This is a genomic window from Tsukamurella sp. PLM1 (genome assembly GCF_023168325.1).
Lineage (GTDB): Bacteria > Actinomycetota > Actinomycetes > Mycobacteriales > Mycobacteriaceae > Tsukamurella.
In genome coordinates, this window is sequence record NZ_AP025688.1 from 237987 (window position 1) to 252793 (window position 14807).

The window sequence follows — 14807 nt, forward strand, 5'->3', positions numbered from 1 at the left end:
GAGTTCGACGGGGAGCTGCGTGCCGTCGCCCGGACCGATTGCGCCCGGCGCGACGAGGCGGAGCAGCTCCTGCTGGACCGCCTGGGCGCGCGTCGTGACGGTCCTGGTGGCGGGGCAGGATCCGGCGGGTGCCGTCGCGGTGGCTGCGCTGCTCGACGGCCGGGCGGCCGTGGTCGGCGCCGACGGTGCGCTCACCCCGCTCGGCGAGCGCGCCGAGCGCTACGACGCCGCGGTCTACGTGCTGGACGCCTGCGTGCCCGCCGACGCGGTGGATGCGGTCGCGCTGGGTCGCCTCCGGTCCGCGTACCCGACGGTGCTCGCGGCCACCGGCACGGACGTGTACGCGGGCGCGGCGGCGACGATCGCCGAGTCGGCGCGCCGATGCGGCGCCGAGGTGCACGACGTGCAGCCCGACGGCGGCGCCGGTGTCGAGGCATTGCGTGCCGCCCTGCAGAGGCTGGCGCCGGTGCGGGCGCCGGTCCCCGCCGCAACGCCGTCCCCGGCGGCGAACCCGGCACTGGAGCGCGCCGACCGGTCCGCGTACCTGCGCACCACGATCGCTCGGGTGCGCGCGACGCTGCTCGCGTCCTCCGCGGACGCGTTCCGCGGCGCGTCCGCCGGCGGTCTCCCCGGACTCGCTGGAGCTGCGGGCGGAGGGTCCGGCGCCGCCGGGTCCGACGCGGACGACCGCGGATTGCTGGACGCGCGGCTGCGCGACGTCGCAGCCGGCCTCGAACGGTCGCTGCACGAGCACCTGTGCGCGGCGTACCGCGGGACGTTCGCCGGCTGGCGCGTCGCCCCCGAGCCCGCGGCGCCGGCCCTGCCCCGTCCGGAGGCGCCCGCGGCGCCCGCGCGGTCCCGCCGTCCCGAGGACGTGGCCGTGCTGATCCTGGGCGCGTCCGCCGGGCTCGGCATCGGCCGGGCGGTGGCGGCGCCGCTGGAGGCGCTCGGTGCGTTGCGTTGGCTCGCGCTGCCGATCAGCCTGGCCGTCGGGCTCGCGGCTGCGCTGTGGCTGCTCCGCGTTCGGCGCCGCACCACGGATCGGGCCGCCCACCGGACCTGGGCCGACGCGGCCACCGCTGCGTTCCGGCAGCGCGTGGAGTTCGAGCTGGCCGCGGCGTTGGTGGCCGCCGAGTCCGACGCGGCGCTCCGGCTGGCGCGCGGGCCGGGAACCGATCGGGGGGCCGGTGCGTCTAATGGGTATGGACCATGAGTTCGGATTGTTCGGGCCGGACGTTTTCGGTCCCGATGTCTTCGACGGCGCCGTGCCCGCCGCCGAACCGGGGCCGGGAGGCCTGTGGGTGCACGCGGAGGGCGGTTGGTTCGACGTGTACGCCCTCGACACCGACGGGGACGGGCTGGTGGACACCGGCACCGTCGCCGATGCGGGCGGTACCGCCGTGTTCACGGATCTGGACGCCGACGGCGTGGCCGATGTGTACCACCGGATCCGGCCCGGCGGCACCTTCGAGACCTGGCGGTTCGCCGAGGGGCGGTGGCGGCTGATGGACAGCGGAGACATCGCCTGACTCGTCCGTCGACTCGTGGTCGCGGCCGCCGGTACCGGACGCGGAGTGATCGGCCGACCTCGTGTGAGATGTCGCACGTCACCCTCGATGCTGTGACCTTGCTCGATGTGTGACACTGGTGCAAAGAGATCGGCACGACATCTCGGGAGACGAACACATGACCTCTGCAACCATTCCGGGCCTGGACGGGGACTCGATCCCCACGAAGCACGCGAAGCTGATCGAATGGGTGCGTGAGGTCGCCGAGCTCACGCAGCCCGAGCGGGTCGTGTGGGCGGACGGTTCCGACGCGGAGTGGGACCGACTGACCTCCGAGATGGTCGCTGCGGGCACCTTCACCAAGCTGAACGACGCGAAGAAGCCCAACTCGTTCCTCGCGCTGTCGGACCCGGCGGACGTGGCGCGGGTGGAGTCGCGCACCTACATCTGTTCGGAGACGAAGGAGGGCGCGGGCCCGACGAACAACTGGGTCCGCCCCGCCGAGATGCGCGCGACGATGACGGATCTGTACCGCGGTTCGATGCAGGGCCGAACCATGTACGTGGTGCCGTTCTGCATGGGCCCGCTGGGCGCCGACGATCCGAAGCTGGGCGTCGAGCTGACCGACAGCCCGTACGTCGTGGTCTCGATGAAGATCATGACCCGCATGGGCACCCCGGTTCTCGAGAAGCTGGGCGACGAGGGCTTTTTCGTCAAGGCCATCCACTCCGTGGGCAAGCCGCTGGCGCCCGGCGAGGCCGACGTGACGTGGCCGTGCAGCGAGACCAAGTACATCACCCACTTCCCCGAGTCCCGCGAGATCTGGTCGTACGGTTCGGGTTACGGCGGCAACGCCCTGCTGGGCAAGAAGTGCTACGCCCTGCGCATCGCCTCGGCGATGGCGCACGACGAGGGCTGGCTCGCCGAGCACATGCTGATCCTCAAGCTGATCTCGCCGGAGGACAAGGTCTACTACATCGCAGCGGCGTTCCCGAGCGCCTGCGGTAAGACCAACCTCGCGATGATCCAGCCGACCCTGCCGGGCTGGCGCGCCGAGACCGTCGGCGACGACATCGCCTGGATGCGTTTCGGCAAGGACGGCCGCCTGTACGCGGTGAACCCCGAGTTCGGCTTCTTCGGCGTCGCCCCGGGCACGTCGATGGACTCGAACCCGAACGCGATGAAGACCATCGACGCCGGCAACACCATCTTCACCAACGTCGCCAAGACCGACGACGGCGACGTCTGGTGGGAGGGCATGTCGGCTGCGCCGCAGCACCTCACCGACTGGCGCGGCGACGATTGGGAGAGTTCGTCCGCCGAGAACGAGGACGGCGTCGTCACCGTCGCCGCGCACCCGAACTCGCGGTACACCACCCCGATGTCGCAGTGCCCGTCGATCGCCCCCGAGTGGGACGACCCGCAGGGCGTGCCGATCTCGGCGATCCTGTTCGGTGGCCGCCGCAAGACGACGGTGCCGCTGGTCACGCAGGCGCGGGACTGGAAGCACGGCGTGTTCATGGGCGCCACCGTCGGCTCCGAGCAGACGGCCGCCGCCGAGGGCAAGGTGGGTACCGTCCGCCGTGACCCGATGGCGATGCTGCCGTTCCTCGGCTACAACGTGGGCGACTACTTCGACCACTGGTTGAACATCGGCAAGCAGGCCGACGAGTCGAAGCTGCCTGAGGTGTTCTACGTCAACTGGTTCCGCCGCGGCGAGGACAAGCGCTTCCTGTGGCCCGGATTCGGCGAGAACAGCCGCGTCCTGAAGTGGATCGTCGATCGCATCGAGGGCCGGGCCGTGGGCAAGGAGACGCCCGTCGGCATCGTCGCCACCCCGGAGGAGCTGGACCTCACCGGCCTGGACACCCCCGTCGAGGACGTCGCCGAGGCGCTCGCCGTGAACGTCGAGGAGTGGCGGAACGAGCTGCCGTCGATCGACGAGTGGTTCGCGTTCGTCGGTGACAAGCTGCCCACCGGCCTCAAGGACGAGCTGGACGAGCTCAAGCAGCGCCTGGCCTGATCCGTCTGACGCAACTGTGCCCCCGTCGCTTCCGGCGGGGGCACAGTGCTGTTCCGGTGCGTGGGCCGCGCCCTCGGCGGCGCCGGCGTACCGTCGCGGTGATGGCAAAGTTCGACATGCTGGCATTGAGGCGGAGAAGCGTGAGCAAACACACTCCCCGGCGGCCGTGCGCCCGCGAGATCGGTTGTTGTACAGCCTGATCCAATAAATTGCCAAAGCGAACGAGTATCGCTTCATCAGACGGAAGATCGTTGACGGATCGGCAGTGACGAGGTTCACATCAGCGCGGCCATCGTGCCGTGATTGTTACCTCTGATACCTGGATTCCGGTTGTCGGTTCGTGTTGGCTAGTTGGTGGGTCGAGGCGGCGATCTCGGAGCCCACTTCCGATTTCCGTTCTATTGCAACACTTCTCATTCTCACCGCGTACTCCGTTCGGGAGCCGCGGCGATCGGTCGTGGCCGTGAACGCCCCTCGCCCGTCTGATCGATCGTGCGCGAATGGAGTAGAGGAGAGTGCATTTGTCCAGGTATCAGGGGCGGCATCGCCGGCAGACACGGGCTTCCGTCGCAGTCACACGCGTGACAGCCTCCGCGGCAGCTGCCGTCACCATGGGTTCGATCTGGCTCGGGGCGGGCGTCGCGCAGGCGGGTGGTGACCCGAACGGAGTCCCCGCGCCCGACCCGGCGGCTGCGGGAAGCGCGACAGGAGGAGCTGCGTCCGGCGCCGGAACCGCGGGCACGGGGGCAGCGGGTGCCACGGGAGCGGCGGGTGCTCAGGGTGCCGGTGCCGCCGGTCGTGGAGGCGGTGCGGCGACGGGTGCCGGCGGCGCGGGTGCGCAGGGTGCAAGCGGCGGCCAGGGCGCCGCGGCGCCGTCGGGCCGGGGTGGAGGTGCCTCGGGATCCGCTGGTGCGCAGGGGAATGCGCAGGGTTCCGCGACCGGTACCCAGGGCAGGGGCGGTCCGGGTGGGAACGGCGCGGGTGGGAGCGGCGCGAACGGCGGGACCGCACCCGGCGGCACCGTCGCTCCGCGCATCGCGAGCCCGGCCACGAACGGCGGAGCGAACGGCGCGGCGACCGGCGGCGGTGCCGGTGCTCCGGCCGGGGCGGGCGATGGTGGACCGACCGCACCCCCGACCGCACCCACGACCGCCCCCTCGGTCGCGAGCCCGGACGCATCGGCGGGTGCCGAGGGAACGACGTCCGGCGGTGCGGACGCCGCGCCGACGTCGGGTGGCGCGGTGGCGTCGACCGAGCGCGACACGGACGCGGGGTCGGTGGGCGCACGCACTGCCGGCGCGCCGGTCGCCGGCTCCTCGGGCTCGGGGGCGCGTCGTCCGCATCGTCGACCGGAACAGGCTCTACCGGAAGCGATTCCGCTGGTGGCGGCGTCTCCGTGAGCGGTGTGGGTTCGGAGTCGGAGTCCACGGTCGCCTCGACCGGCGCAGGTGTCGGAGCCGGCAGCGAGGAGAGCGAACCGTCGAGCGGCGGTGTGCTCGGCACCGTGTTGGACGCGGTCCCGCTGCTCTGATCGCCCGCGACTGCTGCCTCGATTCGTTGCAGCCCTCCCGGTTCGCCCGACTTCCCGGGTGGGCTGCGACGAATCGGCGGGAACGGGCGGCGTTCCGGGGACTCGATACGCCGGACCCGGGACGACATGGCTTCGCCGAGGCCGACCGGTCCGACGCCGCGCGTGCGGATTCAGGTGGTGCGGCTGAGGATCACGGTGCTGCCGATGTAGGTGAATCCGCCGACGGCGCATAGTCCGGCCCAGATCGCGGCGGCGGAACTGCCCGTCCCGATCGCCCACAGGAAGCCGCAGACGAGAACGACCGACAGGACCTGTGAGGTGATCGAGCCGGCTTTCAGTGAGATCGTCTGCTGCCGCTCGTCGTCGGCCGTGCCCGCCAGCAGCGCGCTGGCCTCGTTCCTCCGGGCGCGCACGGCCACGACGACGACGTAGCCGATGATGATCGCCGCCATCAGGATGCCGACGATCCATTCGCCCCGGGCCGCGCTCGCCCCGAAAGCGATCGCGCCCAGGACGACCCCGGTCGCGGGCATGATCCATCGCGCCTGCTTCTTCTCGGCCGGCGTTTCGCTAGTCGACATGGAAGACCTCCTCGACGGTCGTGGTGAAGTACCGGGCGATCCCGATCGCCAGGGCCAGCGACGGGTTGTACCGCCCCGCCTCGATCGCGTTGATCGTCTGGCGGGACACACCCAGTACCGCACCCAATTCGCCCTGCGAAAGCCCGTTCTCGACGCGCAGCCGGCGTACATCGTTTCGCACACCTGGAAAGTACCCTTTACAGATGCTCCTGTAAAGGGTGCTTTCCAAAGCGACGGCGGAACAGAGCGGACGAACGGAGGAGTCGCGTGAATTCAGCAGCCCCCGGCGCCGCGTTCGGCGGCTCCTTCGCCCTCGCCGACAGCGCCGACAGTGACGACGCGGAGCCGGATTCGGCCGCTGGCGGGCCGGCTGGCGGCGAACAGGGCCCATCGACCGGACGTAGTGCCACCCGTCCGATCGGGCAGGGTGACGTCCACCCGTCCGGCGGATCCCCACCGGCCGCGGTCGCTCTAGTGTCGATGCCATGATCGATGCTCTGGCAACGGGTTCCGGCCGTCGGTGGTCCGACGGTGCGGTCACCGTCGCGCGGGTGCGCGGGGGCCGCTCGCTATCAGTGCGGCGGCGCGGCGAGCGGCTGGACGTTCGGCACCGGCTGAGCCCCGACGACCTGCGGGACTCGTTGGCGCTGCGGATCGCGGCGGAAGCCGGGCAGTGCGCGGTCGACGAGTTCGAACGGATGCTGGTCGGCGTGGTGCGCACCACGGTCGACGACGCGCCCGAAGCGTGGCGCCGCTACTACCGGAACTCCATGGCGGACCTCGAATCCGGTGCCGCTGACTTCGCTCCAGTGCACGCGACGGCGTCGGAACTCCTGGTCGGGCGGTCCCTGTTGGACCTCGGGTCGTGTTTCGGATTCTTCGCGCTGCGTGCCGCGCGGTCGGGCCTGCGGGTGACCGCGACCGATGTCTGCGGGGGGACCATGTCGCTGCTCGCCGCGGTCGCGGACGATCTCGGGATCCCGGTGCGCACGCGTGTCGCCGATGCGGCTGACACGCGGCTGCCCGACCGCTGCGCCGACACCGTCACCGCCCTGCACCTGCTGGAGCACCTTCCGCCCGACCGCGGCGCGGCGGTGCTCGACGAGGCGCTGCGGCTGGCCCGGCGCCGCGTGATCGTCGCTGTCCCCTTCGAGGACGAGCCGGACGCGCGGTTCGGGCACGTCCGCACCTTCACGACGGCTGGCCTCGAGGCGATGGTCGCGGGCCGCGGGGTCGAGTACCAAGTGTTCGAGCACCACGGCGGTTGGCTCGTCATCGACCTCTGGGATCCGCGCGGTCGCGGGCCGGGACCTCCCGGCGCGACCCTCAGATGAGCCCGCGCTTGCTGGCCTCATACGCCGCCTCCGCCCGCCGGCGCACACCGAGCTTGCGCAGCACGTTGCTCACGTGGAACTTCACCGTCGTCGGCGAGATGAACAGCTTCTCGCCGATGCCGTTGTTGGAGTGTCCCCTCGCCAGCAGCCGCAGCACCTCCAACTCGCGCGCGGTCAGGTCGTCCTCGGTCGGCCCGTGCGCCAGGGTCTGCACGATCGCCACCGCCGTCCGCGGGTCGAAGGCGCTCTGCCCGCGCGTCACGGAACGGATGGCGCTCACCAACTCCCGGGTGTCCACGTCCTTGACCACGTAGCCGCGCGCCCCGGCCTGTACGGCCTCCACCACCAGGCGTTCGTCGAGGAAGGTGGTGAGCACGAGCAGGGCGATCTCCGGGTGCGCCGCCGCGAGGTCCCGGCACAGCGACAACCCTTCCAGCTCCGAGCCGCCGGATAGCTTCAGGTCGATCACCATCACGTCCGGGCGCGCGGCGTCGGCGACCGCGCGCGCCTCGGCGCGGGTCGCCGCTTCGCCGACCACCTCGAGGTCGGGCTCGCGGTCCAGGACCGACCGCAGCCCCTGACGGAGGATGGCGTGGTCGTCCACCAACACGATCCTCGAATCGACGGCGGTCGCCGCGGCCTGTTCCCGGTTCACGGTTCCTCCTCGATCGGCAGCTTCACCTGCACCCGCACGCCGCCCAGCCGGGATCTCCGGAGGGCGAGGCGCCCACCGCACTCCGCCGCGCGGTCCGCCATGTTCGCCAGGCCCCGGCCGTGGCCGTCCACGTCCCGGTCCAGGCTGGCGCGCAGCGCGGACCGGAGCGCGGCGGGGTCGCCGGCCCCGTCGTCGTCCACGGCCAGGTCCACGTGCGCGGCGCCGTAGTGCAGGGTCACGGTCGCGCGGTCGGCGTCGGCGTGCACCGCGACGTTGAACAGCGCTTCGCCCGCGATGCGCAGGAGCGCGTGTTCGACCTCCGCGGGCAGCTCGCGGACCCCGCCGCGCACGCGCACCGTGACCTTCAGCTCGTCGGGCTCGTGCACCACGCCGAGCTGGCGGAGCATCTCGGGGAGTCCGTCCTCGTGCCGGTCGCCGCTGTTGTTGAGGGTGTAGATCGCGGATCGCAGCTGTTCGACCGCCCGCCGCGTCATCTCCTTCGCGAGGTCCAGCCGCTCGGTGCGCTCGCTGTCCGGGATCTCGCTGCGGCACACCTCGATCTGCATCCCGGCGGACAGCACGGCCTGGGTCACGCTGTCGTGCAGCTCGCGCGCGATCCGGTGCCGCTCGTCGTCCAGCGCCCGGTGACGTTGCACCACACCGAGTTCCCGCTGCATCCGGGTCAGCTCGGCGTTGCGCACCGCCAGGTCGGCGGCGGTGCGGCGTGCCTGCGCATGGGCCTGCTCGGACCGGTCGAGCAGCGTCGCGATGTTCTCGTACAGCGCGGCGTTGTGCAGTGCCACCGCGGTCTGGCTGGCGAGGATGTTGAGCACCGCGCTGTCCGTGCCGTCCAGCTCGCGCCCCGGCGGCGCCCACGCGGCGATCGCGCCGACGACCGTGCCGTCCAGTACCAGCGGGACGAAGGCATGCCGTCCGTCGAGCAGCGACTCGCCGGCCACCGTCTCCGGATCGCGGATCCGCTCCAGGCATTCGGTCACCTCGTACGGCAGCGGCGGGCCGGTCACGCGGTCCACCAGGTACGGGATGCCGTCCGGGCCCAGTACCAGCCGCCGCGGGCCGGCGGACTGCAGGCGGCCGTCGGTGAGCGCGAACACGACCCAGTCGGCCTGCAGGTGTTCGCGCGCGGCCTGCGCTGCGGAGCACACCAGCGTCTCGGGGCCGTCGACGGTGCGCACCAGCGCCCCGGCGATGACGTCCAGGGCGTGCAGCACCCGCTCGGCGCGCTCCTGCGCCCCGCGGTACTGCGGGTAGTAGGAGCCCTTGCCCGACCGGAGTCCGGTGAGCGCCGCGAGGTCCGATTCGGCCGTCACATCGCCGCCCGGAACAGCACGGTCATCTCGTCGACGGTGGCGGGGCGCGGGTTGGTCGTCATACACGAGTCCCGCAGGCTCTGCGCCGCGAGGCGCGGCAAAACCTCCTGGGGCACACCGAGATCCGCGAGGCCGCGAGGAGTGCCCACTTCCCGTGCCAGCGCCTGCACCCGGTCGGCCACCGCCGCGGCCGCCTCCGCGGGCGGCGCGAACTGCTCGGGAAGGCCCATCCCGGCCGCGATCGCGACGTAGGGCCGCGGGTCGGTCTCGGCGTTGAACCGGATCACGTGCGGCAGCAGGATGCCGTTGATCACGCCGTGCGGCTTGTCGAGTAGCCCGCCCACCTGATGGCTCATGGCGTGCGCGGCGCCCAGGATCGCATTCGTGAAGGCCATCCCGGCCTCGAGGCTGGCCTGCGCCATCACGAGCCGGTCCGATATCCGCTTCGGGTGCGCCATGCTTTCCGCCAGCGCATCGGTCACCATGCCCACCGCCCGCAGCGCGTGGTGGTCGGTGAGCGGATTGTGCGCCAGCGAGACGTAGGCCTCGACGCCGTGCGTCAGCGCATCGAGGCCGCTCGCGGCGCCGAGCCACTCGGGCATCGTCGTGAGCAGGCGCGGGTCGATCACGGTCACGTCCGGCACCAGCGTGCGGCCCAGGATGGTCACCTTGGTGGCGCGGGCGGTGTCGGTCACGATGCAGAACTGGGAGACGTCCGCGCCGGTGCCGGAGGTGGTGGGGACCATCACCATCGGCGGCACGGGGCGGCTGACCCGGTCCACGCCGACGTAGTCGAGGATGTGCCCGCCGTTGGTGGCGAGGATCGCCACCCCCTTCGCGGCGTCCATCACCGAGCCGCCGCCGATCCCGATGATCACGTCGCAGCCGGCGGCCGCGTACCGCTCGAAGCCCGCGGCCACCTCGTGGTCCTTGGGATTCGGCGTGACAGCGCTGAACACCTCGGGACGCAGCCCGGCGGAGCGCAGGTACTCGGTGAGCTCGGTGACCCAGCCGGCCTCGATCAGCCCGAGATCGGTGACCAGCATCGGCCGCACCGCGCCGAGCCTGGCCGCGGCGTGTGCGGCCTCGCCGAGAGCGTCCACGCCGAAGACGATCTCGGGGGCGTGGAACTTGACGGTGCGCGGCACCTCGCGGGCGATCAGCGGTACCGACGCGATGCGATTGTCGAGGTGGGTCACGGGGCGGCTCCTCAACGGATCGATGTGATCCATGTTACAAGCCCGGGTGCGCCGGGGGACGGTCCGTTCGCACGGGTGACTCACCTAACCGATCGGGTAGGTCAGTCACCGGAGCGCGTTGCCCAGGTCCCGGGCGCGATCGATGAGCGCCTCTGCGTCGCGCGCGATCACGACACCGTCGCAGTGCTCCCGGTACGAGGGCATCGCGCACGTGGCCTGCGCCCAGTACCGCTCCGGCTCGGGGGTTACCCACGCGAGCCGGTGCACCCGCCTACGCAGCTCCGCGAGGTCGTCGGCACCGTCGGGTCGCCCGCCGGACCGTCCGTCCCCGACGATGAGCACCGACGTCCGCCGCCCGAGCGAGGTGGGTGCGGCGAGCAGCTCGGAGAACACCCGTCCGTAGTCGCTGGAGGCCTCGAGGTCGATCTCCGGGTCGGCGAGGACCCGGGCCAGGGCGTCGTCCCCATGACCGGCGAGCAGGGCGTCCGTGACGTCCACGGGCCGGTCGACGAAGGCGAAGACCTCGCACCGATGGGTTCGCCGGCGGATCGCCTGCGCAAGCCGCAGCGCGAACGCGGTCACCGGCCGCACGGACAGCGAGACGTCCGCCAGGATCAGCACGCGTAGCCGGTCCGGCCGCGGCACCCGCGTGGCGAGCCGGAAGGGGACCCCGTCGGTGCGCAGTGCCGCGCGCGCGGTGGCGCGCATGTCCAGCCGGCCGTGTCCGCGGTAGCGCACCCGCTCGCGCGGCGCACCACGCATCCGCCGGAGCACCTCGTGCACCGCGAGCTCCAGCTCGGCGTGGGAGCGCGACTCGGCGCTCCCCGGCGCACCCGGCGCGGGCGCGCCCGCCTCCGCGAGGGCGCCGACGAAGTCCGCGAGCGCCGCCGCGAGCCGCTCGGCCTGCTGTCGGGTCAGTTCCTCGCCGCCCCTGTCCGCGTACAGCCGGTCCGGGTCGTAGGCGTCCAGCCAGGCCAGGATCGCCTCGGGATCCTCCCAGTGCAGGGTGCCCGCCGCCGCCACCGTGGCGCCGTCGGCCAGTCCGCCGACCTCGGTGGTGCCCGCCCGGTCCACGTCGAGGGTGTAGCTCACGCCGCGCCGGCCGCCGTCGTCGGAACCGTTGACCGACAGCTCCTCGTCGGCTGCGGTCACCGAGAAGTCGTCGTCGTCCTTGTGCGGGTTGAAGCCCTTCTCCGCCTCGGGGGTGTCGAACAGCTCGCCCACCTCGGCCGCGCGTTCGTTGTAGTCGGCGTAGGGCGCCAGTTCCGCGTCGTCGGCGAGTTCCAGCGCGTCCGGGAAGGAGCCCGTGAGGCCGGCCCGCGACGGCTCCCGCCCGGCCGCGTCCTCCTCTGCGTCGGCTTGCGGGTCGAAGAGCTCCGCGAACGCCGCGTCGAATCCGGGGTTCTCGTGCTGGTACTTCACGCACGTGGCCCGTAGGGCCGCGGCGAGCCGGCCGCGGTCCCGGGCCCCGAGCAGGCCCAGGACGCGGCGCACCTCGATCACCTCGGCGGGCGAGGTGGCCACGCCGTGCGCCCGCAGCCGCAACCCGAACGCCGCCGAGACGACGTCGAGGACGCCGGCCCCGCCCGCTCGGCCCGGCTCAGAGCCCGCCATGGCCCCTCCCGCCGTGCCCCGGAACACGCTTGTGGTCGTGTTGGCCGGGCGCGCCGCCACCGTCGGGCGCTCGCGCGCGGGCACGTCCCCCGACGGTGCCGAGGCCCCGTCGGGCTGCGACCGCACGAGCGCGACATCGGAGGAGTACTTGAGCAGCGCGGCGTACAGGAGGTCGGGCGACTCGGCCGCGCTGCGGCCGGTCGCCGCCAACACCGCCGCGATCCGGGCGGCATCGATGACCTCGGAGATCGACGGGCTCTTGCGCAGCGGCAGCCCGCGCAGCCGGCCCGCGAGCTCGACGACGTCGGCGATCGCCGACGACTCGACCTCGGGCGCCCGCGCCCCCACGATCTCCCGCTCCCGCTCCGCCGTCGGATAGCCGAGGTGGTAGTGCAGGCAGCGGCGCTTGAGCGCGGCGCTCAGCTCGCGGGTGTCGTTAGAGGTCAACACCACCCACGGCCGGGTGCGGGCCGTGAAGGTCCCGACCTCGGGCACGGTCACCTGGCTCTCGGCGAGGACCTCCAGCAATAGCGCCTCCATCGACTCCTCCGTGCGGTCGACCTCGTCGACGAGGAGCACCACCGGCTCCTCCGAGAGGATCGCCGCCAGCAGGGCCGCGCCGCGAGGAAGGTCTCCGAGTACAGCCCGAAGTCCTGCGCCGCGAGGTGCGCCGAGGCATCGGCGAGCGACTCGAAGCCCGAGAGCTCGGCGCCGATCCGGTCGCGCAGCATCTGCACGTGCAGCAGCTGGCGGGCGTAGTCCCACTCGTACAGCGCGCGGCTGTCGTCGAGGCCCTCGTGGCACTGCAGCCGGATCAGGCGCCGCCCGGACACCTCCGCGAGCGTCTTCGCCAGCTCGGTCTTTCCGACGCCCGCCGGCCCCTCCAGGAGCAGTGGGCGGTCGAGCACCGTCGCGAGGTGCACCACGGTGGCCAGGTCGTCGTCGGCGATGTAGTCGCTCTCGCGCAACGCGTCCCGGAGCGCGGCTCCGTCCACGAACCCGGGTGGGTCCATCGGTTCCACGGCCACCGTGGTCATCTCCTTCTCCTCTGCTCGGTCCGTGCCTCAGTACTTCCCGTTGATCGCGTGGTCGACCACCGGGATCATCGATCCCACCGTCACCTCGCGCGGGTTGCCCGGGGTGCACCAGTCGTCCTGGATGTGCTCCGAGATCGCCAGCACCGTCTTCTCGTCGCCCTTGATCACGTCGCCCCGGCCGCTGTACTTGCCGGAGTTCATCTGGTTCTTCTCGTAGGAATCGGTGCGGACCTGCCCGAAGTTGTCCGGGATGCCCACGTCCTTGGCGAGCCGGATCGCGGCCTCGACCGCCGCGTCCGCGGCCTGCACCGTGGTCATGTTGCGGGTGTCCACCCCCATGGCCACCGCGATCTCGGCGTACCGCTCGTAGCGCGACGGCAGGTTGTACTCCCACACGCGGGGCAGCGCGATGGCGTTGTTGAGGCCGTGGTGGCTGTCGAAGAATGCGGAGACGGCGTGCGAGATCGAGTGCACGATGCCGAGGCCGCCGGAGTTGAATGCCTGCGCGGAGATGTACTGCGCGTTCATCATCCCCTCGCGGGCCTTGAGGTTGCGGGGCTCGAACGTGGCCTCCCGCAGGTTCTTCGCGACCAGTTCGATCGAGTACAGCGCGTTCCCCAGTGAGGGCGCGAAGTCGAGGCGGGAGACGTAGGGCTCGCTGCCGTGCGCCAGCACGTCGAAGCCGCAGTACGCCGTGAAGTGCTGCGGGCAGGTGTAGTACAGCAGCGGGTCGTCGATCGCGAGGGTGACGATCGCGGCCTCGTCGAAGGCCACCCACTTGTGCGGCTTCTCCATGTCCGAGGTGTCGGTGATGACGTACGCCCACGAGGTCTCCGAGCCGGTGCCGGCCGTGGTCGATACCGCGATGTGCGGCGGGTTCTGCTGGTTCGTGGACTTCGCGAAGCCCTCGAACTCGTTGATGTTGCGGCCGTCGTGCGCGATCACCACCCGCGCGCCCTTGGCGGCGTCGTGGCTGGAACCGCCACCCACGGAGATGATGCTGTCGCACTTCTCCTTCTGGTACATCGCCGCGGCTTCCATCACGTTGTAGTCCTTGGGGTTCGACTCGACCTTGTCGAACAGGACCACCTCCACGCCCTGGTACTCGATCTTGCCGATCAGCTCCTCGATGATCCCGGAGCCGCGCAGTCCGGTGGTCACGAGCAGCGCCCGCTTGAAGCCGAGGTTCTTCGCCTCCACGCCGATGATGTCGTGCGCGCCGACGCCCATCAGGGCCCGGGGGAAGGGGTGGAACTCCTTGATCGGGAAGTCCCAGATCTGATTCAGTTCGATGGCCATGACAGGTGCTCCTCAGGTCGGGTTCGTCAGGGTGTGATCCGCCTCACAGGGTCACTCTGACGCCGGAATCGCCTGGTGGGAACAGCATCAGCGCGGAACCGTACGGTCGACCACACCCGTCCCGTCCGATCGGGTAGGTCCGCGCCCCTCCCGGACGGTCAGGGCGCGATGCGGCGGGCGATCGCGTCGGCCGTCATCAGCACGCTCGCGTGCGGGCCGCTGCGCAACGGCCCGGGGAGGACCGAGCCGTCCACCACCCGCAGCCCGACGGTGCCGGCCACGGCCCCGTCGGGCCCGGTCGCTGCGCCGAGGGGGACGGTGCCCCAGGCGTGCGAGGACATTCCGGCGGCGTGGTCGACGGTGATGCTGCCGGGCTCGACGAGGGACGCGAACGCCGGCGAGGAGAGCATCTCGACCACGTCCTGCGTGCCCGCGGCCATGCGCGCGCGGGAGGCGGCGCCGGGCTCGCCGAGATCGAGCCGGATCCCGTCGCCGCCGGAGCGGATCGAGCCGGTGGTGGGGTGTGCCATGTCGGCGACGCCGATGCACACGCCGCCGGGCGGGAGCCCGTCGATGTAGGCCGCGAAGTCGTCGGAGTAGCAGCGGATCTCGAGTCCTTCGGGGGTGTGCACGACCGCCTGCAGCAGGGTGCGGGGGCGATCGGGACCCGCGGCGCGAAGCGCACCAGCGTCTCC

Annotated in this window: 13 protein-coding genes and 1 pseudogene; 5 read left to right on the forward strand and 9 right to left on the reverse strand. The window is 71.8% G+C overall.

Annotated features, from left to right (window positions below; genetic code table 11):
* The first annotated feature begins 94 nt into the window (after positions 1-94).
* From MTP03_RS01210 to MTP03_RS22515, 4 genes are all read left to right on the forward strand, one after another.
* Positions 95-1213: a hypothetical protein gene (locus MTP03_RS01210; protein ID WP_248490226.1), complete on the forward strand. Its 1119-nt coding sequence runs from the start codon at positions 95-97 to the stop codon at positions 1211-1213.
* The gene (locus MTP03_RS01215) at positions 1203-1529 is read left to right on the forward strand and encodes a DUF6802 family protein (protein ID WP_248490227.1); all 327 of its coding nucleotides are present in this window, start codon (positions 1203-1205) and stop codon (positions 1527-1529) included. Before MTP03_RS01210 ends, MTP03_RS01215 begins: the two co-directional genes overlap by 11 nt.
* Before the next feature lie 157 nt (positions 1530-1686).
* Entirely contained in the window at positions 1687-3531 is a 1845-nt protein-coding gene (locus tag MTP03_RS01220) for a phosphoenolpyruvate carboxykinase (GTP) (protein ID WP_248490228.1), read from the forward strand.
* A gap of 1405 nt (positions 3532-4936) precedes the next feature.
* Positions 4937-5062, forward strand: coding sequence for a hypothetical protein (locus MTP03_RS22515; protein WP_256465201.1), 126 nt, complete (start codon positions 4937-4939; stop codon positions 5060-5062).
* A gap of 170 nt (positions 5063-5232) precedes the next feature.
* Here the strand turns inward: MTP03_RS22515 and MTP03_RS01225 are convergent, their stop codons facing one another.
* Positions 5233-5643 carry a hypothetical protein gene (locus MTP03_RS01225; protein ID WP_248490229.1) on the reverse strand — a complete coding sequence of 137 codons (411 nt, stop codon included), beginning with the start codon at positions 5641-5643 and terminating at the stop codon, positions 5233-5235.
* Positions 5633-5824, reverse strand: coding sequence for a helix-turn-helix transcriptional regulator (locus MTP03_RS01230; protein ID WP_248490230.1), 192 nt, complete (start codon positions 5822-5824; stop codon positions 5633-5635). Before MTP03_RS01230 ends, MTP03_RS01225 begins: the two co-directional genes overlap by 11 nt.
* 304 nt (positions 5825-6128) lie before the next feature.
* On the opposite strand from MTP03_RS01230, the gene mftM reads away from it, so the two are divergent.
* Entirely contained in the window at positions 6129-6977 is an 849-nt protein-coding gene (mftM, locus tag MTP03_RS01235) for a mycofactocin oligosaccharide methyltransferase MftM (RefSeq protein WP_248490231.1), read from the forward strand.
* Here the strand turns inward: mftM and MTP03_RS01240 are convergent.
* The 7 genes and pseudogenes from MTP03_RS01240 to MTP03_RS01270 all read right to left on the reverse strand — a co-directional run bounded on the left by MTP03_RS01240 (position 6970) and on the right by MTP03_RS01270 (position 14744).
* A complete protein-coding gene (locus MTP03_RS01240; RefSeq protein WP_248490232.1) occupies positions 6970-7632 on the reverse strand; it encodes a response regulator transcription factor in 663 nt (220 codons plus the stop codon). The genes mftM and MTP03_RS01240 overlap by 8 nt on opposite strands.
* A complete protein-coding gene (locus tag MTP03_RS01245) occupies positions 7629-8963 on the reverse strand; it encodes a histidine kinase (RefSeq protein ID WP_305852777.1) in 1335 nt (444 codons plus the stop codon). The genes MTP03_RS01240 and MTP03_RS01245 overlap by 4 nt, the downstream gene beginning before the upstream one ends.
* Complete coding sequence (locus MTP03_RS01250; protein ID WP_371820845.1) at positions 8960-10162, reverse strand: iron-containing alcohol dehydrogenase; 1203 nt, start codon at positions 10160-10162, stop codon at positions 8960-8962. Before MTP03_RS01250 ends, MTP03_RS01245 begins: the two co-directional genes overlap by 4 nt.
* Positions 10163-10267: 105 nt before the next feature.
* Positions 10268-11707: a VWA domain-containing protein gene (locus MTP03_RS01255; protein WP_371821012.1), complete on the reverse strand. Its 1440-nt coding sequence runs from the start codon at positions 11705-11707 to the stop codon at positions 10268-10270.
* Positions 11708-11740: 33 nt separating this feature from the next.
* Positions 11741-12813 (reverse strand): annotated as a pseudogene (locus tag MTP03_RS01260) (AAA family ATPase); the annotation flags it as partial.
* A gap of 27 nt (positions 12814-12840) precedes the next feature.
* A complete protein-coding gene (gene mdo, locus MTP03_RS01265; protein WP_248490233.1) occupies positions 12841-14112 on the reverse strand; it encodes an NDMA-dependent methanol dehydrogenase in 1272 nt (423 codons plus the stop codon).
* Between the two features lie 158 nt (positions 14113-14270).
* Positions 14271-14744 carry a GMC oxidoreductase gene (locus MTP03_RS01270; RefSeq protein WP_248490234.1) on the reverse strand — a complete coding sequence of 158 codons (474 nt, stop codon included), beginning with the start codon at positions 14742-14744 and terminating at the stop codon, positions 14271-14273.
* Between the last annotated feature and the right edge of the window lie 63 nt (positions 14745-14807).

What these genes read in the sequence shown, in the direction of transcription:
- MTP03_RS01215 (WP_248490227.1), top strand. Translation starts at nt 1,203, where the DNA reads ATGGACCATGAGTTCGGATTGTTCGGGCCGGACGTTTTCGGTCCCGAT.
- MTP03_RS01220 (WP_248490228.1), top strand. Translation starts at nt 1,687, where the DNA reads ATGACCTCTGCAACCATTCCGGGCCTGGACGGGGACTCGATCCCCACG.
- MTP03_RS01225 (WP_248490229.1), bottom strand. Translation starts at nt 5,643, where the DNA reads ATGTCGACTAGCGAAACGCCGGCCGAGAAGAAGCAGGCGCGATGGATC.
- mftM (WP_248490231.1), top strand. Translation starts at nt 6,129, where the DNA reads ATGATCGATGCTCTGGCAACGGGTTCCGGCCGTCGGTGGTCCGACGGT.
- mdo (WP_248490233.1), bottom strand. Translation starts at nt 14,112, where the DNA reads ATGGCCATCGAACTGAATCAGATCTGGGACTTCCCGATCAAGGAGTTC.